General features: G+C 47.7%; 24 protein-coding genes, 1 tRNA gene and 1 other annotated feature. Of the genes, 3 read left to right on the top strand and 22 right to left on the bottom strand.

The window, feature by feature from the left end:
- Nucleotides 1–9: 9 nt before the first annotated feature.
- The 7 genes from leuC to ilvE form a co-directional block, all read right to left on the bottom strand.
- Entirely contained in the window at nt 10–1,428 is a 1,419-nt protein-coding gene (gene leuC, locus M1E06_RS06635; RefSeq protein WP_020452473.1) for a 3-isopropylmalate dehydratase large subunit, read from the bottom strand.
- Between the two features lie 33 nt (nt 1,429–1,461).
- Entirely contained in the window at nt 1,462–2,574 is a 1,113-nt protein-coding gene (leuB, locus tag M1E06_RS06630; protein WP_035339329.1) for a 3-isopropylmalate dehydrogenase, read from the bottom strand.
- A 27-nt stretch (nt 2,575–2,601) separates the two neighbouring features.
- Nucleotides 2,602–4,158: a 2-isopropylmalate synthase gene (locus tag M1E06_RS06625; protein WP_026579125.1), complete on the bottom strand. Its 1,557-nt coding sequence runs from the start codon at nt 4,156–4,158 to the stop codon at nt 2,602–2,604.
- Nucleotides 4,145–5,173: a ketol-acid reductoisomerase gene (gene ilvC, locus M1E06_RS06620; RefSeq protein WP_020452476.1), complete on the bottom strand. Its 1,029-nt coding sequence runs from the start codon at nt 5,171–5,173 to the stop codon at nt 4,145–4,147. Before ilvC ends, M1E06_RS06625 begins: the two co-directional genes overlap by 14 nt.
- A 23-nt stretch (nt 5,174–5,196) precedes the next feature.
- Nucleotides 5,197–5,715: an acetolactate synthase small subunit gene (gene ilvN, locus M1E06_RS06615; RefSeq protein WP_020452477.1), complete on the bottom strand. Its 519-nt coding sequence runs from the start codon at nt 5,713–5,715 to the stop codon at nt 5,197–5,199.
- Nucleotides 5,712–7,436, bottom strand: a complete 1,725-nt coding sequence (gene ilvB / locus M1E06_RS06610; protein WP_079289276.1) for an acetolactate synthase large subunit — start codon at nt 7,434–7,436, stop codon at nt 5,712–5,714. The genes ilvN and ilvB overlap by 4 nt, the downstream gene beginning before the upstream one ends.
- A gap of 157 nt (nt 7,437–7,593) precedes the next feature.
- Nucleotides 7,594–7,855 (bottom strand) — a binding site (T-box leader).
- Between the two features lie 4 nt (nt 7,856–7,859).
- Nucleotides 7,860–8,774, bottom strand: a complete 915-nt coding sequence (gene ilvE, locus M1E06_RS06605; RefSeq protein WP_023855438.1) for a branched-chain-amino-acid transaminase — start codon at nt 8,772–8,774, stop codon at nt 7,860–7,862.
- A gap of 455 nt (nt 8,775–9,229) precedes the next feature.
- On the opposite strand from ilvE, the gene M1E06_RS06600 reads away from it, so the two are divergent.
- The gene (locus M1E06_RS06600) at nt 9,230–9,457 is read left to right on the top strand and encodes a hypothetical protein (RefSeq protein WP_228119622.1); all 228 of its coding nucleotides are present in this window, start codon (nt 9,230–9,232) and stop codon (nt 9,455–9,457) included.
- A gap of 44 nt (nt 9,458–9,501) precedes the next feature.
- Here the strand turns inward: M1E06_RS06600 and gdhA are convergent, their stop codons facing one another.
- Nucleotides 9,502–10,884, bottom strand: a complete 1,383-nt coding sequence (gene gdhA, locus M1E06_RS06595; RefSeq protein ID WP_080131465.1) for an NADP-specific glutamate dehydrogenase — start codon at nt 10,882–10,884, stop codon at nt 9,502–9,504.
- A 398-nt stretch (nt 10,885–11,282) separates the two neighbouring features.
- Here gdhA and M1E06_RS06590 point away from each other — a divergent pair, with 398 nt between their 5' ends.
- A complete protein-coding gene (locus M1E06_RS06590; protein ID WP_020452482.1) occupies nt 11,283–11,537 on the top strand; it encodes a hypothetical protein in 255 nt (84 codons plus the stop codon).
- Nucleotides 11,538–11,581: 44 nt separating this feature from the next.
- On the opposite strand, the gene M1E06_RS06585 is transcribed toward M1E06_RS06590, so the two are convergent.
- From M1E06_RS06585 to M1E06_RS06520, 14 genes are all read right to left on the bottom strand, one after another.
- Nucleotides 11,582–12,073, bottom strand: a complete 492-nt coding sequence (locus tag M1E06_RS06585; protein WP_031304790.1) for a hypothetical protein — start codon at nt 12,071–12,073, stop codon at nt 11,582–11,584.
- Between the two features lie 358 nt (nt 12,074–12,431).
- Nucleotides 12,432–12,505 (bottom strand) — tRNA-Arg (locus tag M1E06_RS06580).
- Between the two features lie 119 nt (nt 12,506–12,624).
- Nucleotides 12,625–13,146, bottom strand: a complete 522-nt coding sequence (locus M1E06_RS06575) for a YfcE family phosphodiesterase (protein ID WP_025811025.1) — start codon at nt 13,144–13,146, stop codon at nt 12,625–12,627.
- A 16-nt stretch (nt 13,147–13,162) separates the two neighbouring features.
- Entirely contained in the window at nt 13,163–13,753 is a 591-nt protein-coding gene (locus M1E06_RS06570; protein ID WP_020452485.1) for an XTP/dITP diphosphatase, read from the bottom strand.
- Between the two features lie 22 nt (nt 13,754–13,775).
- Nucleotides 13,776–14,516 carry a ribonuclease PH gene (gene rph / locus M1E06_RS06565; RefSeq protein ID WP_020452486.1) on the bottom strand — a complete coding sequence of 247 codons (741 nt, stop codon included), beginning with the start codon at nt 14,514–14,516 and terminating at the stop codon, nt 13,776–13,778.
- Nucleotides 14,517–14,641: 125 nt separating this feature from the next.
- Nucleotides 14,642–15,751 carry a GerMN domain-containing protein gene (locus M1E06_RS06560; protein ID WP_039072902.1) on the bottom strand — a complete coding sequence of 370 codons (1,110 nt, stop codon included), beginning with the start codon at nt 15,749–15,751 and terminating at the stop codon, nt 14,642–14,644.
- A gap of 152 nt (nt 15,752–15,903) precedes the next feature.
- Nucleotides 15,904–16,722, bottom strand: a complete 819-nt coding sequence (gene racE / locus M1E06_RS06555; RefSeq protein ID WP_096748267.1) for a glutamate racemase — start codon at nt 16,720–16,722, stop codon at nt 15,904–15,906.
- Nucleotides 16,723–16,729: 7 nt separating this feature from the next.
- Nucleotides 16,730–17,173 (bottom strand): MarR family winged helix-turn-helix transcriptional regulator, encoded by a 444-nt coding sequence (locus tag M1E06_RS06550; RefSeq protein ID WP_003184148.1) that lies wholly within the window; start codon nt 17,171–17,173, stop codon nt 16,730–16,732.
- Between the two features lie 161 nt (nt 17,174–17,334).
- A complete protein-coding gene (gerE, locus tag M1E06_RS06545; protein WP_003184172.1) occupies nt 17,335–17,559 on the bottom strand; it encodes a spore germination transcription factor GerE in 225 nt (74 codons plus the stop codon).
- A 175-nt stretch (nt 17,560–17,734) separates the two neighbouring features.
- A complete protein-coding gene (locus tag M1E06_RS06540; protein WP_026579118.1) occupies nt 17,735–18,433 on the bottom strand; it encodes an SDR family NAD(P)-dependent oxidoreductase in 699 nt (232 codons plus the stop codon).
- 17 nt (nt 18,434–18,450) lie between these two features.
- Nucleotides 18,451–18,921 (bottom strand): acyl-CoA thioesterase, encoded by a 471-nt coding sequence (locus M1E06_RS06535; protein ID WP_023855446.1) that lies wholly within the window; start codon nt 18,919–18,921, stop codon nt 18,451–18,453.
- A 63-nt stretch (nt 18,922–18,984) separates the two neighbouring features.
- A complete protein-coding gene (gene sdhB, locus M1E06_RS06530) occupies nt 18,985–19,749 on the bottom strand; it encodes a succinate dehydrogenase iron-sulfur subunit (RefSeq protein WP_020452491.1) in 765 nt (254 codons plus the stop codon).
- The gene (gene sdhA, locus M1E06_RS06525; RefSeq protein WP_020452492.1) at nt 19,746–21,509 is read right to left on the bottom strand and encodes a succinate dehydrogenase flavoprotein subunit; all 1,764 of its coding nucleotides are present in this window, start codon (nt 21,507–21,509) and stop codon (nt 19,746–19,748) included. The genes sdhB and sdhA overlap by 4 nt, the downstream gene beginning before the upstream one ends.
- A gap of 33 nt (nt 21,510–21,542) precedes the next feature.
- Nucleotides 21,543–22,151, bottom strand: a complete 609-nt coding sequence (locus M1E06_RS06520) for a succinate dehydrogenase cytochrome b558 subunit (protein ID WP_020452493.1) — start codon at nt 22,149–22,151, stop codon at nt 21,543–21,545.
- A gap of 301 nt (nt 22,152–22,452) precedes the next feature.
- Between M1E06_RS06520 and M1E06_RS06515 the strand changes: the two genes are divergently transcribed.
- The gene (locus tag M1E06_RS06515) at nt 22,453–22,896 is read left to right on the top strand and encodes a YslB family protein (protein WP_020452494.1); all 444 of its coding nucleotides are present in this window, start codon (nt 22,453–22,455) and stop codon (nt 22,894–22,896) included.
- The last annotated feature ends 13 nt before the right edge of the window (nt 22,897–22,909 follow it).

The raw sequence follows: 22,909 nt of genomic DNA, 5'->3' as shown, positions 1-22,909 counted from the left end.
GTCACTCCTCTATACAGCTGTTGTCTCTTGGTAATATTTTCTGACATCGACAAAGCGTCCGTGAATCGCGGCCATCGCGGCCATCGCCGGGCTGACGAGATGCGTCCTGGCCCCTTTGCCCTGTCTGCCTTCAAAATTGCGGTTGGAAGTGGAAGCACAGCGCTCTCCTTCAGGGACAACATCGTTGTTCATGCTCAAACACATGCTGCATCCCGATTCTCTCCATTCAAAACCCGCTTCGATGAAAATCTGGTGAAGCCCTTCATTTTCAGCTTGAATTTTGACGCTTTGCGAGCCGGGAACGACGATCGCTCTGACGCCGTCGGCGACTTTTTGGCCTTTTATCATTTCAGCAGCCTGGCGAAGATCTGTCATGCGCGAGTTGGTGCATGAACCGATAAAGACGTGCTCGATTGTAATGTCCTCGATTTTTTTATATGGTTCAAGACCCATATATTCATATGCGCGCTGCGCTTCTTTTTTATCGTCTTCCTGAGAGAAGGCCTCAGGGCCCGGAATCGCTTCATCAACCGGCAGCACCATGCCAGGGTTGATGCCCCACGTCACCATCGGTGAAATCGCGCTTCCGTCCATCACGATCGTCCGGTCGTAGACCGCCCCCGGATCGGTTCTCAGATTCTTCCACTCTTCTACAGCTTTCTCAAACTCTTCGCCTTTTGGCGCATATTTTTTCGTTTTGACATATTCAAATGTTGTTTCATCCGGTGCAATCAATCCTGCTCTTGCCCCAGCTTCGATTGACATGTTGCACACCGTCATCCGTTCGTCCATCGACATGTTTCGGAATACTTCGCCGGTATATTCAATGACATAACCCGCACCGAATTTAACCCCGTATTTTCCGATGACCGCCAGAATGACGTCTTTAGCCGTCACTCCTTTTTGCAGTTTGCCGTCAACGCGGATTTCCAGCGTCTTCGGTTTTTGCTGCCAAAGCGTCTGCGTCGACAAGACGTGCTCCACCTCGCTCGTTCCGATTCCGAAAGCGAGCGCACCAAACGCTCCGTGTGTAGATGTATGACTGTCTCCGCAAACGATCGTTTTGCCCGGCAGCGTCAGCCCCAGTTCAGGCCCGATGACATGGACGATCCCCTGGTCGACGCTTGACAAGTCTGCGAGGCGGATGCCGAATTCTTCGCAATTCCGTTCGAGCGCACTGACCTGCCGTTTGGCGACATCATCTTTAATCTCAAACCGATTGACAGTCGGAATGTTGTGGTCCATTGTGGCAAACGTATTTTGAGGCCGTCTGACTTTTCTATTCTTTTGCCTTAGGCCTTCAAAGGCCTGGGGTGACGTTACCTCGTGTATCAGATGCAGATCGATATAGAGAAGGTCAGGCTTCCCTTCACCTTTTTTAATCACGTGTTGATCCCAAATTTTTTCGATGATCGTTCGAGGCATCATCTTTCTTCCTCCCTCTACCAATATCCATTTTCCTTAAACGTAAGCGGTCATGATGTTTGAAATGGCATTGTCGTCTGCCAGCGCAGCTTTTACTTCCCCTGTAATCGATTGAGTCGTGGAATGTTCCGATCCTTTTGCCAGGTCCTTCGTCCGCTTACCTGCCCGGAGAACTTGATCAACTGCGTGTTCAACAGCTTTCGCTTCAGCTTCAAGACCGAATGACGTCCTGAGCATCATAGCCGCGGACAAGATCGCCGCAAGCGGATTGGCTATGTTCTGTCCCGCGATATCAGGGGCCGAGCCGTGCACAGGTTCATATAGATGAAGTCCGGAGCTTGATAAGCTTGCCGACGGCAGCATGCCGAGCGACCCGGTCAGCATCGATGCTTCATCGCTTAAAATATCGCCGAACATGTTTTCAGTCACGATAATGTCAAACTGTCCAGGCGTATAAATAAGCTGCATCGCTGCATTGTCGACGAGCATGTGCTCAAGCTTGACGTCAGGAAACTCTTTCGCTACTTCTTCCGCCGTCTTGCGCCATAGTTTGCTTGACTCAAGGACGTTCGCTTTATCAACTGAGGTCACTTTGCCTTTTCGTCTCTGCGCCATTTGGAAGGCCTCCCTGATGACTCTTTCCATTTCCGACTTTTTATAAAACAGCGTGTCAACGGCTTCTTCCTCGCCGTTCTGATTGACGTACTGCTCGCTAGGCTTTCCGAAATACAGGCCGCCCGTCAGCTCGCGAACGATGACAAAGTCAACACCTTCGATATATTCAGCTTTTAACGGAGAAGCTCCCGCAAGGCTTTCAAATACTTTAACAGGCCGCAGATTGGCAAAAAGATCGAGCTGCTTGCGGATGGCGAGCAACCCTTTTTCAGGCCTCAGCTCAGAAGGATTTTGATCCCATTTCGGCCCGCCTACTGCTCCGAGCAAAATGGCGTCCGCAGCTTTGCAGGCGGCGACAGTTTCCTCGGGAAGCGGCGCTCCCGCCTCATCAATTGCCGCTCCGCCGATCAGGCCGTATTCAAATTCGAATTCATGCTGATAATGTTCAGCAACGCTTTTCAGCACATCAACAGCCGCGTCTAATACTTCGGGACCAATTCCGTCACCGGGCAAAAGTGCGATTCGTTTTTTCAAATTCAACAAACTCCTTCCTTATTACTGTTATGATCCTACAGCCGCCTGTTTTGACAATCCTTCCGTATTCGTCTTCAATACGAGATAGCGGTTCACTGCGTTCAAGTAAGCTTTGGCAGATGCTTCGAGAACATCCTGGGCGACTCCGCGTCCTCCGGATTCTTTTCCGTCGATCATCACCCTGACGTATACTTGCGCGAATGCATCCTGTCCCTTGCGATTGGATTGAATCCGGTAATCAAGGAGCTGGACTTCTTTATCCATACAGCGCTTCAGCGTGTTGTACACCGCTTCAACACTTCCCGCTCCGGTCGCCGCTTCCTGGATGATCTGATCCGTTTCCTGATCTTTAAGGGAAACCGTTGCTGTCGGAACCTGCGAGGTGCCGTAATGAACCTGCAGCGAAATAAATTCATAGCCGATTTTGCGGTCTGCCGTTTTCTCCTCGAGAATCAGCGAGATGAGATCTTCATCCGTAAATTCCTTTTTCTTGCCGGTAAGTTCTTTAAAGATGTTAAAAAATTTATTGATTTCTTCTTCTCCAAACTGGAACCCGAGGTTTTGCAGCTTATCTTTAAATGCGTGGCGCCCTGAATGCTTTCCGAGGACAAGCGCATCCGTTTTTACGCCGACAAGCTCCGGAGAAATAATTTCATATGTTGTTTTTTCTTTTAAGAAGCCGTCCTGGTGAATGCCTGATTCGTGGGCAAAGGCATTATCGCCGACGACCGCTTTGTTCCGCGGCACGGCCATGCCGGTCAGTTTGCTCACTAAATCACTTGTCCGCTTAATCTCATTCAGCTGAATCGTTGATTCCGCCTGGTAGAAATCTTTTCGGAGATAGAGGGCGACGGCGATTTCTTCAAGAGAGGCGTTCCCCGCTCTTTCGCCTATGCCGTTGATGACCGATTCGACTTGATCCGCTCCGTTTTCAATCGCAGCCAAAGAGTTGGCGACAGCCATGCCTAAATCATCGTGGCAATGGGCTGAAAGCGTGACTTTGTCAGCATTGCGGGCATTTTCTTTAATATAGCGGAAGATATTTCCGTACTCGGCTGGCGCTAAATAACCGACCGTATCCGGAAGATTGACGACGTCCGCTCCCGCGGCGATCACTTCGCTGACGATCTCGGCTAAAAACGGAAGGTCGGTCCGGCACGCATCTTCGGCAGACCACTGGACGATCGGGAAGCGTTCTTTGGCGTATTTCACCATTGCGACCGCCTGTTCCAGAACCTGTTCGCGCGTTTTTTTCAGCTTATATTTTAAATGGATGTCAGAAGTGGCGATAAAAATGTGAAGCCTTGGTTCAGCCCCGTCTTTGAGCGCTTCCCACGCCGAATCGATATCTCCTTTGACAGAGCGGGCAAGCCCCGTTACCGAACAGTTTTTAATCGTCCTTGCGATTTCTTTTACTGCGTTGAAATCCCCGGGGGATGAAGCGGGGAAACCCGCTTCCATAATGTTGACCCCGAGTTTTTCAAGCTGCTGGGCGATCGCCAGCTTCTCCTGCGTGTTTAAATTAACGCCCGGCGACTGCTCACCGTCACGGAGTGTCGTATCAAAAAAGTTAATTTTTCGCACCGGCTACCACCGCTTCCTTCTTCTTGCCCTGCTTGACAAACGGCATCATTTCGCGAAGCTTTCTTCCGACCACTTCGATTTCGTGTTCGTTTTCGCTTGTATTGATGGCGTTGAAACGCGGACGGTTGACTTGGTTTTCGACGATCCATTCTTTCGCGAATGTACCGTTTTGGATGTCTTTCAATACTTCTTTCATTGATGCTTTTACCTTCTCATCGACGACGCGCGGGCCTGATACGAAATCTCCCCACTGCGCTGTGTCTGAAATCGAATATCTCATGCCTGCTAAACCTTCTTCATACATCAAGTCGACGATGAGCTTCAGCTCGTGCAGACACTCGAAGTATGCGAGTTCAGGCTGATAGCCCGCTTCTGTCAGCGTTTCGAATCCTGCTTTGACAAGGGAAGTCAATCCTCCGCACAGCACCGCCTGTTCACCGAAAAGATCGGTTTCAGTTTCTTCTTTAAATGTTGTTTCAAGAACACCGGCTCTTGCTCCGCCGATCGCTTTAGCATAAGCAAGGGCTTTGTCTTTCGCTTCCCCTGTGACATCCTGATAGATCGCAAACAGCGCCGGAACCCCTGCACCTTGTTCAAACGTTCTTCTGACAAGATGTCCCGGTCCTTTAGGAGCGACAAGGAATACGTCAACATCTGCCGGAGGCACGATCTGATGGAAATGAACGTTGAATCCGTGGGCGAATACGAGTGAATTGCCCGCTTGAAGTCCGTCTTTAATTTCCGCTTCATACACTTTTTGCTGCTGTTCATCCGGAAGAAGCACCATAACGATGTCGGCCTGTTCTGCCGCTTCTCTTACCGTGAAAACTTGATGGCCGTCTTCCTCTGCTTTAGCAAAGGATTTCCCTTTTCTGACGCCGACAATGACGTCCACTCCGCTTTCTTTCAGGTTCAGTGCGTGCGCATGGCCTTGAGAGCCGTATCCGATTACCGCTACTTTTTTGCCTGCCAATACGTTTTCTTTGATATCACCGTTATAATATACTTTTACCATTTCAATCTCTCCCTTTTTATGTTTTATACAATAGATATTGTTTTAATAGAGGACGGCTTTTGCTGGGTTCCCCTCGCAAAGGCCGTGGTGCCTGTTCTGGCAACCTCTTTAATCCCGTATGGTTTCAACAGTTCGATCAGGGCTTCGATCTTGCTTGATTCCCCCGTCACTTGAATCACGACGCTGTCTTTTGCGACATCGACGACAGTCGCCCGAAACGGTTCAATGACGCCGTTTATTTCCGCCCTGCTCGACGGAGGGGAAACCACCCTGATTAATGCCAGCTCTCTTTGGACGATCGATTGATTTGTAATATCCGTGACTTTCAGTACATCAATCTGTTTGTTTAATTGTTTTGTCAGCTGTTCCGTTTCTTTTTCATCTGCCACATGCACGACAAACGTGATCCTGGAAATCCCCGCTGTTTCGGTGTGGCCGACGGTAATGCTTTCAATGTTGTAATGCCGTTTTGTAAACAACCCTGTAATTCTGTTTAAGACGCCGCTTTGATTCAAAACCGTCAGCGTGATGATTCTTTTCAAGGTTTCACCCCCACCATTTCGTGCAGCCCTTTTCCAGGCGCAACCATTGGAAATACTTTTTCAGCTTGTGCAACCTGAACATCGATGACCACCGGTTCATTCGACGTTAGCGCCGCTTCCAGCTTTTCTTCCGCTTCTTTTTCAGATGTGATTCGGACACCTTTGATGCCGTATGCTTCAGACAGCTTGATAAAATCAGGCTGTGATGCGAACTTGGAGTGTGAATAGCGCTCATCGTAAAAGATCTCCTGCCATTGCCGGACCATTCCGAGGCAGCGGTTGTTTAAGACCACGACTTTGATCGGAAGGTTCAGATCGCGAATGACGGACAGCTCCTGCAGTGTCATCTGGAATCCTCCGTCGCCGAGTATCGATACAACCGTCGCATCCTTATCCGCAAGCTGTGCCCCGATTGCCGCCGGAAGCCCGAAGCCCATCGTGCCGAGCCCGCCGGAAGTGACCCACCTGTCGGCTTTTTGGAACTGATAAAATTGCGCGGCCCACATTTGATGCTGTCCGACGTCCGTCGTTAAAATAGCTTCGCCTTTTGTATAGCGGTGGATATATTCGATCAGCTTCTGCGGTTTGAATCCCTCTGCTTCATTCTCTTCATACCAGAGCGGATATTCGTTTTTCCAGTCAGCAAGCTGCTTTTTCCATTCATCGGAAGCGCTCGGTTTGCCGTTTTGCTTGATCAGCTCTGTCAGTACAAGCTTGCTGTCGCCGACAACCGGAATGTGCGTATGAACGATTTTGCCGATTTCAGCCGGATCGATGTCAATGTGAGCGACTTTCGCATATTTTGCAAAATGCTTCAAGTTTCCTGTGACCCGATCATCGAATCTCGCACCGATGCTGATTAACAGATCGCTTTCATACAGAGCCATGTTGGCCGCATACGTTCCGTGCATTCCGGCCATCCCGAGGAAAAGCGGATGGTCGGCTGGAAATCCTCCCAAGCCTAACAGCGTATGCGCCACCGGAATTTGCTGCTGTTCGACATAATTTTTTAATTCTTCTGACGCTTTCCCGTGCAAGACGCCCGCGCCCGCTAAAATTACCGGCTTTTTCGCTGCACTGACCGCTTCCACAAGCTTTCTGATCTGCAGATAATTCGGTTCCTTCGTCGGCTGATAGCCAGGAAGGTGAATCTCATGGTCGTAGCGGAATTCTCCTTCTACAACGGCGATGTCTTTAGGAATATCGATTAAAACGGGGCCCGGTCTTCCTGTTGTTGCGATATGAAATGCTTCTTTAATAATTCTCGGCAGATCTTCTGCATGGCGAACCTGGTAGCTGTGCTTTGTAATCGGCATCGTAATTCCGATGACATCAGCTTCTTGAAATGCGTCAGATCCGATAACCGAGGTCGCAACCTGACCGGTGAATACGACGAGAGGCAATGAATCGATCATCGCGTCGGCCAGACCCGTTACAAGGTTGGTCGCTCCCGGACCGGATGTGGCGATGACGACACCCGGTTTCCCCGAAATCCTCGCATATCCTTCGGCTGCGTGGATAGCGCCTTGTTCATGGCGCGTCAGTACATGAAACATCCCCGATCCGTAGAGTTTGTCATAAATCGACAGGACCGCACCGCCGGGATACCCGTAGATCACTTCGACATTTTCCTTTTTTAAAGCCTCAATCAGCATTGACGCCCCTGCCATTGTTTGTGTACATTGGGCATTTTCAGCATCCAACTGTACATTCGTCCCCATTTTTCTTCCTCCTTATCAAGTGATCATCATCACTGTTCATTCACGTGGTTTTTTTAAAAATAATTCATGTATATATGCCGCAAAGCATGTTTCCAATCTGCTTTTGCAGCTAAAAAAAGCCTTCCCGCCCACTGTTGACGCTGCACACCTTGCAGGCCAAAGGGGCGAAAAGGCTTTTCTTTCCGCGGTACCACCCTTGTTCGCGGCTTTCGAAAGCCGCCTTATGGATAATCGCTTATCCGGTTTAATAACGAGTGAACCTTCGTGACGTTCACCCGGCCAGCCTTACTAAACTTGGAAGTCGTTCAGGCTGACACTCAGAGGGGAGTTCACAAGCGGAGGCCGTCACCGGTTTCCAGCAATCCCGGCTCTCTGCAGGCGGCGTTTCCGCTGTTACTTATCCTCTTCAACGTTTGTCTTTATTCAACTGACACTTAAGCTTTGATCTTCGAGGCTGACTTTTATCCCTTCACGGACGACGCGCTCGCGGAACTTTTCAAGCATCCGGTTTGTGTGGACTCCCGGTTTGCCGTCCCCGATCTTGCGGCCGTCAACTTTAACGACCGCGATGACTTCTGCAGCCGTTCCGGTTAAAAACACTTCGTCGGCTGTGTATACGTCATGGCGGGTAAACGGCTCTTCCTTCACTTCATAGCCGAGCTCCTGCGCTATTTCGATGATGGCATTCCGGGTGATTCCTTCAAGCGCTCCGATATAGCCCGGAGGCGTCAAAAGCTTTCCGCTTTTATAAATAAATACGTTATCCGCAGAACCTTCGGCGACATAGCCTTGATCATTGAGCATGAGCGCTTCTGTCACGCCCGCCATGTGCGCCTCGATCCGGACAAGAATATTGTTTAAATAGTTCAGCGATTTCACTTTAGGGCTCAGCACATCAGGTCTGTTTCTTCTTGTTGGAACCGTAACGATGTCAATTCCCGTTTCATATAAGTGTTTCGGGAATATTGCCAATGGTTCGACAATTATAATGACACTCGGGTGTGAACAATTGTTTGGATCGAGTCCGAGGTCACCTGCTCCTCTTGAAACGACCAAGCGGATGTAAGCGTCTTTAAGCCCGTTTTTTTCGACTGTTTTGAGAACGTGCTGTGTCAGTTCTTCCTGCTGATATGGAATCTCCAGCATGATCGATCTCGCAGAATCGTAGAGGCGGTCCATGTGCTCTTTCATTCTGAAGATGTTGCCGTCGTATACCCTGATCCCTTCAAACACGCCGTCCCCGTATAAAAATCCGTGATCATAGACTGATATTTTAGCGTCTTCTTTTTTAACGAGTTTGTCGTTTAGGAAGATCCACTGGTCTTTCTGGTCCCCCATCCCTCTAGCACACCTTTCTGTTGTAAATGAACGCTTTAAACGGTTAAAAATCGATGATGCGGGAACCCGTTTTCCCGCTGTCATTCCCGGGAAAGATGAAAAGTTTTCAAGTGATTTGTTCTTTTGTTTGAACTCATATTACGCCCCTTTACATGCAGTGTCAACCGTATTTTTTAAAATTATTAGACAATTTCGATTAATCAATCTACTTGTATACGCTTACATGATTGATATAAAAGGAAATGCAAAATTGAAAAACAATTTGAAATTTTTTATGCAATCTATAAAGATTACATAAAAAAACTGGTGTTTTATACAGTTTTGTTAGATTTTATGACTGACAACTTTTTAAAATTTCATCCCGGAAGGTTAGATTTTTTACCACATTTGTGTACAGACTCCATTTTACGATTTTTTACATAAACTGCTGTTAATCCAAATAGAAACGGGTGAATATGATGTACCGCACCTTTCCTCCATACTCTGATCCCCGCGTGCGCCAATACCCGGGATACTTCGGTTATCCGACTACTTATGTCTATAATCCTTCAGCACACGGGCCCTATACCTATTATCCGTACGGCGGAGTGTTCACAACTCCGACTCTCGGATTCGGCATCAGCTATCCGGGAATTTCCGTTCCCGCTGTGCACGGCTTTACCGGTGGATTCAGAGAAGATTAACAAAGCACAAAAAAGAGAGAGCATTTTGCTCTCTCTTTTTACGGTTAAACGACTCCCTGAGCGATCATCGCATCCGCCACTTTAATAAATCCGGCTATATTGCAGCCGTCAAGCAGATTGCCGGGACGTCCGTATTCTGAAGCCGCTTCAACGCTTCTCTTGTAAATATCGCTCATGATCGTTCTAAGCTTCTCATCCGTTTCTTCCGCCGTCCAGTGGAGCCGTGCGCTGTTCTGCGCCATTTCGAGCGCTGAAACGGCCACACCGCCGGCATTTGCAGCCTTAGCCGGCCCGAAAAGAACCCCCGCATCCAAAAAGCGTTTGACGGCGCCCTCTTCAGACGGCATATTCGCCCCTTCTCCGACGGCTTTGACCCCATTTGAAATGAGCACTCCGGCCGCTTCTTCGTCAATTTCGTTCTGAGTCGCGCACGGAAGCGCGATATCGCACGGAATAGACCAAATGCCGGAGCATCCTTCGAAATAGTGTGCTTCCGGATGCTCGCTGACATACTCGCGAATCCTTCCGTTCCCGCTTTCTTTAAGCCGCTTCACCGTCTCAAGGCTGATGCCTTTTTCATCATAGACATAGCCATCAGAATCACTGCAGGCCACTACTTTTGCGCCGAATTGAGCGGCTTTTTCCATCGCATACAGCGCCACATTGCCTGAACCGGAGACGACAACGGTGCTGTTTTCAAAACGCAGCCCCTGATCCTTCAGCATTTCTTCTACGAAATAAACCAGACCGTACCCTGTCGCTTCTTTCCTCGTCAAACTGCCCCCGTATTCAAGGCCTTTGCCTGTTAACACACCTGCATCATAGCGGCCCCGAATTTTTTTATACTGTCCGAACATAAACCCGACTTCCCTAGCTCCGACACCAATATCACCGGCAGGGATATCTGTGTCCGGTCCAATATGTCTGTACAGTTCATTCATGAAGCTTTGCGTAAAACTCATGATCTCCCTGTCAGACTTGCCCTTCGGATCAAAATCAGCCCCGCCTTTTCCGCCGCCGATCGGTTGGCCGGTCAAAGAATTTTTAAAAATTTGTTCGAAGCCTAAAAATTTAATAATGCTCGCATTTACAGAAGGATGAAAACGGATGCCGCCTTTATACGGACCAATTGCGCTGCTAAATTGAACCCGGTACCCCCTGTTAACCTGGATATTGCCTTCATCATCGACCCACGGCACCCTGAAGGTGATCATCCGTTCAGGCTCTGCAATCCTTTCAAGAATGCGGTGTTCGATATACTTTGGATGTCTTGCCAATACAGGGACGAGGGAATCGAAAATTTCTTTTACAGCTTGAAGAAATTCGCTTTCGTGAAGATTTCGCTGCCGCACTGTCTCGTATGCTTTTGTCACATAATCTCTCGCCGTCTGAAAATTTGTTTGCTCCATTTTTTCTAGCGTATGCATCTTTCTTCAGCTCCCTTTCTAAAATAAAAGCAGAACGAACGTTGTAAGATTTTCTACATGGTAAATTTTACAACCAATGCCCCATTTACATCAATCTGAAAAACAGATTAAACCATTGCTGAATTGAGATGTATAACAAAAAGCGAGAATAGACGGGTATTAAGATAGAAGAACCATTCTTAAATGCTGAGGAGAAAAGAACCAATAAACCATAAAATACCATAACATCCGAAAGGTTTTTTCTGTGCTTTTCGTTGCGATCGGCGCATTTGCCCGTTGTACTCTCGGCAGAAAATGAGCATCTTCTCCCGTTCTTAAAATGAATCCTACTGCACAAAACGAAAACACATAGCTCTTCTTTTTCATGGCAACAATAAAACTAAAACAGGGGTGATCTGATGGACGACAAAAAAGAACTGTCAAACGTTGAAACACAAAGAAACTTTTTAACGGCAGAAGAATTTCCTGAAGGAGCGTATGGAGCTGCCCAGGGCAAAGACAAGCCTGTTGAAAACAAAAACACGCCATGGAAGGAAGGTCAGCAGTACTACAGCAATTTCACATATGAATTCCGAAACCTCCACCAAGGAATGCCGCGACAGTACCCCGGGGCGCATCCAACCCATGACGAAAAGGATCAAAACGAGGAATGACCGATATAAAAAAGAGCCGTGCTAAACGGCTCTTTTAAGCTTTTTTATTGGAGGGGCTGCTGGAAATTTTGATTGTGCTGCTGGTTTTGTTGGTTTTGCTGACCCTGTTGACCTTGCTGTCCTTGCTGGTTAAATGATTGCTGCGCCTGCTGAAGTGCCTGGCTCATTTGGTTCATGGCCTGGTTTGTCTGGATTCCTTGAAGAGCCTGATTCAGCTGCTGAACAGCCTGCTGAATGCTTTGCTGAATTTGCTGATCCGTCTGCTGCATTTGCTGCTGAGATTGGGAGCTGAATTGCTGAATTTGCTGCTTCAGCTGATTGATTCCCTGGCTCAATTGAGAGCTCTGCTGGCCGCTTTGGCCCTGCTGCTGTGACCCCATTTGATTAACAGTTTGCTCCAGCTGGGCAAGCTGCTGCTGGATATTTCCGAATTCCTGAGCAAGTTCGGTATCCGTGATGTTCACTCCGAGCAGCTGCTCATGCTTTTGTTTTTGTTGCTTTTGTTTTTGCTGCTGGTTTTGCTGTTGTTTTGTCATGACAACATCCTCCTTAAAATTGATCACACCCTTTATCTTTTTCATTTTGTTCGAAATGATGAAAGGGAATTTTTAGGGTGTTGTTATTTGAAGAAAAAGGCCATTCAGAGAACTACTCTCACCTCAAGATACAAATGGAGATGTTCTTGGAAGAAGTATAGAAAGAGGATTAGGTACCTCAGAAGTTGTTATAAATAAAAAAATGGAGTGTATATTTTAATAGGATATCCAATAAATAATGGAGTTTTAAATCCGCTCCCAAAACATATTTTCAAACCAAAAATAGAGCAGAAGTTCCCATCAAATAAAAAAGCCTCAAACCCTTGTATACCAAGAAGTTTGAGGCTTTTTCCAGAGACGTCCCAGGAGAGATTCGAACTCCCGACCGACGGCTTAGAAGGCCGTTGCTCTATCCTGCTGAGCTACTGGGACATGATGTTGTTTTGTTTCGCTTTAACTATCAGCGACAAGATTTATTATATGCGGATCGGGACATAAAGTCAACAACTTTTTAGAATTTTTTTCTTCACGAGGAAGAAAAAAATTCTTCCTCATGAATGTGCTGGCAGTTGGACATGGTTCGTCAGGCTTTCGACTTCCCGGCCGTCCAAGTCGTAAAAGCGGACCGTTGCATTGTCTTTGTCAATGTTCAGTATAGCATAAGTTTTTTCTTTCCGCACCCGCGGAAGGCGGATGCTGCCGGGGTTGATCAGCAGTTTTCCGTCCATCAGTTCGCTTCCCGCGATGTGGGAATGGCCGAAACAGATGATATCGGCGCCGAGTTCTTCAGCGCGGTAGTATACATTTAAAAGCGACTGTTTAATGCCGTATAAATGCCCGTGTGTGAAAAAAAGCTTTTTTGATCCGACGGGAACGACAACTTCGTCTTTAAACTCCCCGTAAAAATCGCAGTTTCCTTTTACCGTTAAGTAAGAGGAAAGCGCGGGATGGGAAGGATCCAATTCGGAATCCCCGCAATGGATCATGAGATCTGTTTCCTTCCCGTGCCGCTCAGCGATCATTTCCAGTTCGTCTTCAAGGCCGTGGCTGTCACTGACAATCAGAACCTTCATGATCGGCCCTCCTCCTTTACGCTTGGTCCAAGAGAGCGGACAGTTTTTTCAGTGCTTCCGCTCTGTGGCTGATTTTGTTCTTTTCGCCGCTTGAGAGCTCGGCCATCGTTTGATCTTTGTCTTTGACGAGAAAAACCGGGTCGTAGCCGAAGCCGTTTGTGCCGCGCGGTTCTTCGGTAATGTATCCTTCCACAGAACCTTCGACCGTTTTCGTTTCCTGTCCTGGAATGCATAATGCGAGCGCGCATCTGAACCTCGCGGAGCGGTCTTCTTTTTCCACCCCTTCAAGCTCTTTCAATAGCTTTTTCAGGTTGGCGAGATCGTTTTTCTCTTCTCCTGCATAGCGGGCCGAGTATACGCCGGGGCTGCCGCCGAGGTAGTCGACAGACAGGCCTGAGTCATCGGCAATTACGATTTTACCGGTTTCTTTCGAAATCGTTTCCGCTTTAATCACCGCGTTTTCTTCAAACGTCTGCCCGGTTTCTTCGATTTCGGGCGTATAGCCGATGTCCAGTAGAGATTTGACATCGTAGCCTCTCGGTTCGAGCATCGCTTTGAATTCCCTGACTTTTCCTTCGTTTTTCGTGGCAATGATGACTTCTTTCATCGTGTATCAAGCCTTTCTCATGTTATTGTTGAATGGCTGATGCAACGTCGCCGAGCACTTCTTTCTGCTTTTCGATGAGTTCGGCGATCCCTTTTTCAGCCAGTTCTAAAAGCCCGTCCAATTCACTTCTTGAGAATGTCGCTTCCTCTCCTGTTCCCTGAAGTTCGACAAAGCGGCCTTCTCCTGTCATGACGACGTTCATATCCACCTCTGCCGCAGAATCTTCCTGGTAGTTCAAATCAAGGATTAATCCTTTTTCCTTATCGATTCCCACTGAAGTGGCAGCCAAAAAGTCAGTGATCGGCATCGCCTTCAGCGTGCCTTTTTCGACAAGTCTTCCGACGGCAAGCGCCATGGCCGTAAATGCTCCGGTGATCGACGCGGTTCTCGTGCCTCCGTCAGCCTGAATGACGTCGCAGTCGATCCAGATCGTCCGCTCACCGAGCTTTTCCAAATCAACGACCGCCCGCAAAGCTCGTCCGATCAGCCGCTGAATTTCCATCGTCCGCCCGGAGATTTTCCCTTTTGACGATTCCCTGATCGTCCTTTGGTTCGTGGCCCGCGGCAGCATGCTGTATTCCGCGGTGATCCAGCCCTTCCCTTCTCCTCTCAAAAAGGGCGGTACGCGGTCTTCCACAGACGCGTTGCATATCACCTTTGTCCCGCCGACTGTGATCAGGACCGATCCCTCGGGATGCGTAATGAAGTCGAGGTCCATTGTGACAGGGCGCAGTTCATTGTTTTCTCTTCCATCGTATCTCATTTTTTACCTCCGATTGTATGTACATAAACCTTTCACAATCATTCTGCTCTTCCAAAAAGCTGAATAAAGAAAGAGGCAGCTTTAATCGCTTACCTCTTTTTTTATAGTATATCAAAAATCTCTGCTTAAAAACTACCTGTGTTCACCTTGCTCGGTCTTGAAACCGGCTTGGAAAGCTTTTCTCCTTTTTCATTGACGAGCTCGGATTTTCCGTTCACAGTAACCGACACACTTTTCACATCAGGCAGTTCGGTTAATGTCAGCACAATACTATTTAACACTTCATCCGATATCACTTTCTTCTCGCCGTCGGCGCTCCCGTAGATCGCTTCGTTAAAGTCGAGAGTCACATGGCCGTCTTCAATCTTCGGCTCGTTTTCAAGCTTGACATCGCCCTGGAAATCGGAAAGCAGGCCGCTTTTATTGCCCGGTCCTTCCGTCAGCTCTTTAATCGCCGCCGTCACCTGGTCTTTTTCTTTTGCAGACGTCCGTTTCGTTACAGGAACATAGTATGTGCCTTTGTCCGATTCAGCCAAATAATAGACGGTGACCGGCTGTGTCGCTGTTATATCGGTCACACCCGCCGTATCGAGGTTGATGCCGTCCTCGCGGCTGAGATCTTCTGAAATCGGCGTGCCGTTAACAGGCATTTCTTTCAAATCATGGCCGTTCATGCGGATCTTCACTTTATCAATCGAGTTAAACTGCGTTAACGTCCATGTAATCGCCTGTACGATTTTTTGCTCGTCTTCTGCTTTATAGTTTTTAAATTCATTTGAAAAGTCAGCGATCGCTGTTCCGTCTTCTTTAATATCAACATTGACCGCTGTATCCGCCGGCAGCACGGCTCTGAATCCGTTTGGCATGATGTTTGAAACAGGGCCGCCTTCAACGAGGTATTCAAGCGCTTGTTTAGCCGTACCTTCCTGCTTTGGCAGCGGCAGCGTCTGCGCTGTCACATAGCCGTTCTTATCAATGAGATAAAGCTCTCTCATGACCGTATCGCTCGTTTGAGCCGCTTTATCGTCGCTTGTCGTTTTGCTGCCTTTGTCTTCTGTTTTATCTTTGGTTTTGTCTGTTTTGTCTTGCTCCTTCTCCTCTTTTACATATGTGATGTCCTGCGGCGGATCTATCTCCTCTGAGGCTTGATCTGACTGAAATATTCCGCACCCGGAAAGAAGCAGCGCGGAGGCCGTAACCGAAACCGCGATTCCTTTCATTCCTTTTTTCAGCATACTTTTCCCTCCTAAGGCAGTTTGTACTATTATGTATACGAGCCCGTTTTTGAATTAGACCGCTTTTTAAAAAAATCCCTCTGAATACAAAAAACCTTTTCTTTTAAAGAAAAGGCTCATGAAAAAAGCTGCCGTTTGCTTGTGCGGCAGCTTTATTTTATAGCGGTTTCCTGAAGAGAAATGCTTTCCACATTTTTCACTTCGTATCCAAACCAATCATTTGCAATTTTTGTGAAGCGGGCGCGCTCCCCGGTTGTTAAAAACAAGTGTTCCGGCGGTTCACCCGTTTTGCTTAATAAACTATTGTATGACAAGATCGTGCTGACTTCCCTGGCCGTTTCATCTCCGGAGGAAATGATGTTGACGCGCTCTCCCATATAGCGCTGAATCGGCTCTTTTAAAATCGGATAATGCGTGCATCCGAGAATCAGTGTATCGATTGATGAATCCCTGAGCGGGTGCAGTGACGACCTGACGATTTCATCAGCCGTCTCATCCAAAAATTTACCGCTTTCCACAAACGGGACAAACATCGGGCAAGCCAGATTTTCTACCGTTAAATCTCCGTTCAGCGAAAGAAGCGCTTCTTCATATGCGCCGCTTTTGATCGTGTTTTCTGTTCCGATCACGCCGATTCGCTGGTTCTCCGTCACTTTAATCGCGGTTCTGGCTCCGGGCTGCACAACGCCGATGACCGGGATCGCGACTTCTCTGCTGATTTCTTCAAGTGCGATGGCCGTCGCTGTATTGCAGGCGATCACGAGCATTTTAATATGGTGGCGGGATAACAAATAATTTGTCATTTCCCATGTATATGACAGGACTTCTTTTCTGTCCCGGGGTCCGTACGGACACCTTTTCGTATCTCCAAGATATATAATTTTTTCTTTCGGCAGCTGCCTCATGATTTCTTTTGCAACGGTTAAACCGCCGACTCCCGAATCGATGACTCCTATCGGTTGATCCAACAAAATCGCCTCATTTTCTGTTCATTTCCTGCTGAAGTTTAATTAATAATTTTTCAAATGCGGCTGTTTCTTCCTCGGAAAACGCCTCTAACATGTCTTCCAAATAGTCCTGCCTTTTTTGAATGACCTCCTGGATGATCCGCTCTCCTTCCGAGAGAAGATGAATGCGGACTACGCGCCTGTCGGACGGATCTTTCACCCGTTCAACGAGGTTGTTTTTCTCCATTCGGTCAATTAAATCCGTCGTGGTGCTGCACGCCAAGTACATCTTTTGTGATAACTCGCCGATCGTCATATCCCCGTATTCATACAGCCATTGAAGACCGACAAACTGGGGAGGGGTAATCGTATATTGGGTGAGAATTTCTCTTCCTTTTTGTTTGATGATGCCCGCAATATGGCGGAGTGATTTTTCAATATCCGCTATGTGATTCAAAGAAGCATTCGAATTCATTTTCTCTACCTCGCTCGACTCGTTGTTTTGTTTTCAAAACACTTGAGTCTATTTTCCTTCTTTTCTACACAAATTGCAAGACTTCAACATGAATATACAAATTGCACCTCAAAACAAATAACCGGTTCCCTTCTTGTTACAAGAAGGAACACCGGCTCAATTTAGAGCTCTAGCTCACCCATTCGAAGAAGTTCAACAACAGCTTGCGAACGGCCTTTCACTCCCAATTTTTGCATCGCATTGGAAATGTGATTACGTACAGTCTTTTCACTTATAAAGAGCTCGCTTGCGATTTCCTTTGTTGTCTTGTCTTGAACGAGCAATTCGAACACTTCTCTTTCTCTTTTTGTTAGCAGCGGCTTTGATTGAAACTCTTTCTCCTTCAAGTATTGTAACCCTCCTTGCTAAGGTGAGAGCTGATCTGAAACGAATGGGTTTCGATATAGTCGTGATATCATATGAAACATACGCAAGGTCGGTGACGTTTCTGACGGAGAAAAGGGTTCCCTCAAACACCTATTTTTCAGATCATGACACAGGCATCGTTTCAGGGCTGAACTTCTAAGGAAGACATTTTAAAATCCAGGCGATCAGCCGCCATCTTTTCGTAATATATGCGTGCGTTTTCTTTTTCTGCACAGCACTGATGATTTGTGCAGCCGCTTTTTCGGGCGAAGCCGTCCAAAACAGGTGATCACCTTTTGCAAGAGCCGTGTCCACAAAGCCCGGCTGAATTTCGGTGACCACGATTTCATCATACCCAAGTTTTTTCACTTTTTGACGGAGCCCTTTTAAGTAATTAGAAACGAATGCTTTTGAAGCGGCGTAGGTGACGGCCCCTCCGTTTCCTCTCAGCGCGGCAATGGATGAAATGCCGACTAAATGCCCTTTCCCATTTTTGATAAAATGCTCCATCAACACGTTCGAGCAGGACACAAATCCTGTCATATTGACATCGATCGTTTCCTTTTCTTTGCTCCAATCCATTTCGCTTTCCAAATATCCAACACCTGAACAGATGAAGACTGCATCTGCCCAATTCATCTCATCAAGCAGTTCTTTCAACAGTATAGGCGAGCGTTCGCTGTCGGCTGTATCGATCTTTTTAATGTATGAAGGTCCAGGGAGGTCGTCGCGCAATTTGGCTAGCAGTTCATACCTTCTTGCAGCAAGACCGACCTCCACTCCTGCGGCTGACAGCTGCTTGGCAAGCGCCTTGCCAATTCCGGAACTCGCGCCGATGATCATCGCTTTTTTCATTTTCTTCTCCCTGTCAATTATTTCTCAGGAAATGAGTGATTGCCAAGCAGTTTTGCTTTTTGTTCATCTGTCCATTTCACCGGTTTACCCGTATCTTTCGCAATTTGCACCATAACCGCCACCCCTGTAAAGCAAAGGTCACCTTCCCCATTTTTCGCCGCATAGTGGAGGGTGAGGGAAGCGTTGCCGACAGATGCTGTTTTGACGCCGATTTTCAAATGTTCATGAAGCATGACCTGCTGAAAATAATCGCATTGCTGGCTCGCCACGACGGGAATGGCCGCGCTCTTCCCGTCTGAAAGGCGGTCCATGACGCCCAGGTGCTTGAAATAGGAAATCCTCGCTTCCTCGAAATAGACAAACGGTGTGACATTGTTCATATGACCGAACATGTCCGTTTCTGAAAAACGGACGGATACTTCATCAAAAAAAGAAAATGACTGACACCATGTGTCAAACGGTTCTTCAATATATCCCGGCAGCTTCATTGTTTTTCATCCCCTTTGGTCATAAAAACACCTCTTCGGCTTGAAGAGGTGCATTTTTTCGTGTTATTCCGTGTTGTCGCTTCCGAAGAAGTTTTTAAACGCCTGAACGGTCGTATCCCTGTTTAATGCAGCGATTGAGGTTGTGAGCGGGATGCCTTTCGGACATGACTGCACGCAGTTTTGCGAATTTCCGCATTCGGCCAGTCCGCCGTCTCCCATAATCGCTTCAAGCCGTTCCGATTTGTTCATCGCTCCTGTCGGATGGCTATTGAATAAGCGGACTTGCGAGAGCGGTGCAGGCCCCATAAAGTTTGTTTTATCGTTCACGTTTGGACAAGCTTCAAGACATACGCCGCAAGTCATGCATTTTGACAGCTCATACGCCCACTGCCGTCTTCTTTCCGGCATTCTCGGTCCCGGTCCGAGGTCATATGTGCCGTCGATCGGCACCCATGCTTTGACTTTCTTCAATGAATCAAACATGCGGCTCCGGTCCACTTGAAGGTCGCGGACAACCGGGAATGTTTTCATCGGTTCAAGGCGGATCGGCTGCTCAAGCTGGTCGATCAGGGCTGTACAGGACTGTCTCGGCTTGCCGTTGATCACCATCGAGCAAGCGCCGCACACTTCCTCAAGACAGTTCATATCCCACGCAATCGGCGACGTTTTTTCCCCTTTCGTATTAACCGGGTTCCTTCTGATTTCCATCAAAGCGGAAATGACGTTCATATTCGGACGGTATGGAATTTCAAACTCTTCCTGGTAAGGACTAGAATCCGATGTATCCTGACGAGTGATGATAAACTTGATTGTCTTATTTTCACTCATGATTTCGCCACCTTTTTCTTCGAGTAATCCCGTTTACGCGGTGCGATTAATGAAACATCGACATCCTCATAATGGAATTTCGGGGCTTCAAAATCGCCTGCATGTTTCGCCATTGTTGTTTTCAGCCATTCCTCGTCATTACGTTCAGGGAAATCCGGTTTATAATGGGCGCCGCGGCTCTCATTCCGGTTGTATGCCCCGAGCGTGATCACCCGTGCCAATTGCAGCATGTTGTGCAGCTGGCGTGTGAATACGGCGCCCTGGTTGCTCCATTTTGCCGTATCGTTGATATTGATGTTTTGGTAGCGCTCGGCAAGCTCTTGGATTTTTTCATCCGTTTTCAGCAGCTTGTCATTGTGGCGCACAACCGTCACGTTATCTGTCATCCATTCGCCGAGCTCTTTATGAAGGACATATGCATTTTCATTGCCGTCCATTTTCATAATGTCAGCCCACTTTTCTTCTTCCTTTTTGACGCAGCTGTCGAAAACGGAAGAAGACAGATCTTCTGCGGATGTTTCAAGACCTTGAATATATTCAACGGCTTTCGGACCTGCCACCATGCCGCCGTAAATGGCTGACAAGAGCGAGTTCGCGCCCAGGCGGTTTCCGCCGTGCATTGAATAATCGCATTCCCCTGCGGCAAACAGTCCTGGAATGTTGGTCATCTGATTGTAGTCGACCCAGAGTCCGCCCATTGAGTAGTGGACTGCAGGGAAAATCTTCATCGGCAGCTTGCGCGGATCGTCACCCATGAATTTTTCATAGATTTCAATGATTCCGCCCAACTTGATGTCCAATTCCTTCGGATCTTTGTGGGAAAGATCGAGATATACCATGTTTTCGCCGTTGATGCCGAGCTTTTGTCTGACGCATACATCAAATATTTCACGCGTCGCAATATCCCGCGGCACAAGGTTTCCGTATGCCGGATATTTCTCTTCGAGGAAATACCAAGGCTTGCCGTCTTTATACGTCCAGACTCGTCCGCCTTCACCGCGCGCCGATTCGCTCATCAGACGGAGCTTGTCGTCTCCCGGAATGGCGGTCGGGTGGATCTGGATGAATTCTCCGTTCGCATAGTAAGCGCCCTGCTGGTAAACGATCGAAGCGGCTGATCCGGTATTGATCATCGAGTTCGTCGATTTTCCAAAGATGATGCCCGGTCCCCCGGTCGCCATGATGACTGCGTCTGAACGGAACGACTCGATTTCCATCGTCGTCAGATTTTGGGCGACGATGCCCCGGCACGCATTGTCATCATCAAGAACGGCTCCGAGAAACTCCCAGCCTTCATATTTCGAAACAAGCCCTTCTACTTCAAAGCGGCGAACCTGCTCATCCAGCGCGTACAAGAGCTGCTGTCCGGTCGTCGCCCCCGCATATGCCGTTCTGTGATGCTGAGTTCCCCCGAAGCGCCGGAAGTCAAGCAGCCCTTCAGGTGTTCTGTTAAACATGACGCCCATGCGGTCAAGCAAATGAATAATCGACGGCGCCGCATCACACATCGCTTTGACCGGCGGCTGGTTGGCCAGAAAGTCGCCTCCGTAAACGGTATCGTCAAAATGCTCCCAAGGGGAGTCGCCTTCACCTTTTGTATTGACCGCTCCGTTGATTCCGCCCTGCGCACATACGGAATGTGAGCGCTTAACGGGAACGATCGAAAATAGTTTTACATTTGTTCCTGCTTCCGCAGCTTTAATGGTCGCCATCAGACCCGCAAGTCCTCCGCCGACAACGATGATGCTTGAATTGCTCATGCCTGCCCCACTCCCTCTAGTAATCTAGTTCTTTTACACAAATGCCAAAATCGCTCTCAGCCCTACATAGGACAACACAACAAAGACTCCCATTGTCACAAACGTGGCGATTCGCTGTGAGCGAGGAGAAACGGTGATTCCCCAAGTGACAGCAAACGACCATAAACCGTTTGAAAAGTGGAAGATTGTTGAGAGGACACCTACAATGTAAAAGCCGAGCATGATCGGGGAGCTCAAAATATCAGCCATCATGTCAAAGTTTACTTCTGCCCCCATTTGGGCGGCAATCCGTGTTTGCCACACGTGCCAGCTGACAAAAATCAAGGTAACGATTCCTGTAATCCGCTGCAGAACGAACATCCAGTTTCTAAAAAATCCGAATCTGTTCGCATTGTTTTTCGCTGTAAAAGCTATGTATACTCCATAAACAGCATGATAAATCAGCGGAAGGAAAATCACGAAGATTTCCAAGACGTACCTGAACGGCAGGTTTTCCATAAAGTGAGCGGCGTTATTAAACGCCTCTGCTCCGCTTGCCGCAAAATGGTTGACAACCAAATGCTGGATTAAAAATATGCCTACCGGTATGACGCCAAGCAAAGAATGCAGTCTTCGATAAACAAACTCTCTGTTCCCGGCCATTGCTTTACCCCCTAGTTGAAAAGTGCAGTAAAAATGAAAGGTCTCCTATCCCCCGTCCTGTTTCAAATATCGCACTTTGTTAAGTTTTTATGACAATTTCATTTTACTCCTATGAGAAATAGGCGTCAAGAAAACGCGTACATAAATTGAAATTTTCTAAAATTTAATCATATTTTAGAAAATTTTATTTTATCAAAATATAAATATATCAGATTTTTTTCTTCCTAATTGCATGTCCCCGCTGTAATCTTTCACCCCATTTAAGCTATAATAAACGGAGAAAAGAGGGGAGACATTGGATATGAACAAATATGAAGCAAACTTAGCGCAATTAAAAGAGCTGGAAGTCTCCGCATATGGCTATGAGTTGATCAGGGAAGTGCTGCTTCCCGATATGCTGGGACAAGACTACGCAGATATGATGTACTGGGCGGGAAAAAAGCTCGCCCGCAAGTTCCCGCTTGAATCCAGGGAGGATCTTCCCGCTTTCTTTCTGGATGCAGGCTGGGGAACGCTTACGATCGCCCATTCAAAAAAACAGGAGCTTGAGTTTGAGCTCGAAGGCCCGCTGGTCTCAAACCGCCTCAAATATCAAAAGGAACCCTGCTTTCAGCTCGAAGCCGGATTTATCGCCGAGCAAATCCAGCTGATGAACGAACAAATTGCCGAATCGTATGAACAAGTGAAAAAAAGAGCCGGAAAAGTTGTTTTAACTGTAAAATGGGATTTGAAAGACCCGGCATAACTATGCAAAAAAG

This window comes from Bacillus sp. AK124 (assembly GCF_053903085.1).
Note: the sequence above shows the minus strand (reverse complement) of the source record. Positions and strands in the feature narration are given on the sequence as shown.

Coding starts and splice junctions, on each gene's coding strand:
- M1E06_RS06585 (WP_031304790.1), bottom strand. CDS start 12,073: ATGACAAAACAACAGCAAAACCAGCAGCAAAAACAAAAGCAACAAAAA.
- M1E06_RS06600 (WP_228119622.1), top strand. CDS start 9,230: ATGATGTACCGCACCTTTCCTCCATACTCTGATCCCCGCGTGCGCCAA.
- rph (WP_020452486.1), bottom strand. CDS start 14,516: ATGAGATACGATGGAAGAGAAAACAATGAACTGCGCCCTGTCACAATG.
- M1E06_RS06550 (WP_003184148.1), bottom strand. CDS start 17,173: ATGAATTCGAATGCTTCTTTGAATCACATAGCGGATATTGAAAAATCA.
- M1E06_RS06535 (WP_023855446.1), bottom strand. CDS start 18,921: ATGAAGCTGCCGGGATATATTGAAGAACCGTTTGACACATGGTGTCAG.
- M1E06_RS06570 (WP_020452485.1), bottom strand. CDS start 13,753: ATGAAAGAAGTCATCATTGCCACGAAAAACGAAGGAAAAGTCAGGGAA.
- ilvC (WP_020452476.1), bottom strand. CDS start 5,173: ATGGTAAAAGTATATTATAACGGTGATATCAAAGAAAACGTATTGGCA.
- leuC (WP_020452473.1), bottom strand. CDS start 1,428: ATGATGCCTCGAACGATCATCGAAAAAATTTGGGATCAACACGTGATT.
- M1E06_RS06575 (WP_025811025.1), bottom strand. CDS start 13,146: ATGAAGGTTCTGATTGTCAGTGACAGCCACGGCCTTGAAGACGAACTG.
- M1E06_RS06540 (WP_026579118.1), bottom strand. CDS start 18,433: ATGAAAAAAGCGATGATCATCGGCGCGAGTTCCGGAATTGGCAAGGCG.
- sdhA (WP_020452492.1), bottom strand. CDS start 21,509: ATGAGCAATTCAAGCATCATCGTTGTCGGCGGAGGACTTGCGGGTCTG.
- M1E06_RS06520 (WP_020452493.1), bottom strand. CDS start 22,151: ATGGCCGGGAACAGAGAGTTTGTTTATCGAAGACTGCATTCTTTGCTT.
- M1E06_RS06590 (WP_020452482.1), top strand. CDS start 11,283: ATGGACGACAAAAAAGAACTGTCAAACGTTGAAACACAAAGAAACTTT.
- M1E06_RS06515 (WP_020452494.1), top strand. CDS start 22,453: ATGAACAAATATGAAGCAAACTTAGCGCAATTAAAAGAGCTGGAAGTC.
- gdhA (WP_080131465.1), bottom strand. CDS start 10,884: ATGCATACGCTAGAAAAAATGGAGCAAACAAATTTTCAGACGGCGAGA.
- ilvE (WP_023855438.1), bottom strand. CDS start 8,774: ATGGGGGACCAGAAAGACCAGTGGATCTTCCTAAACGACAAACTCGTT.
- sdhB (WP_020452491.1), bottom strand. CDS start 19,749: ATGAGTGAAAATAAGACAATCAAGTTTATCATCACTCGTCAGGATACA.
- ilvB (WP_079289276.1), bottom strand. CDS start 7,436: ATGGGGACGAATGTACAGTTGGATGCTGAAAATGCCCAATGTACACAA.
- M1E06_RS06560 (WP_039072902.1), bottom strand. CDS start 15,751: ATGCTGAAAAAAGGAATGAAAGGAATCGCGGTTTCGGTTACGGCCTCC.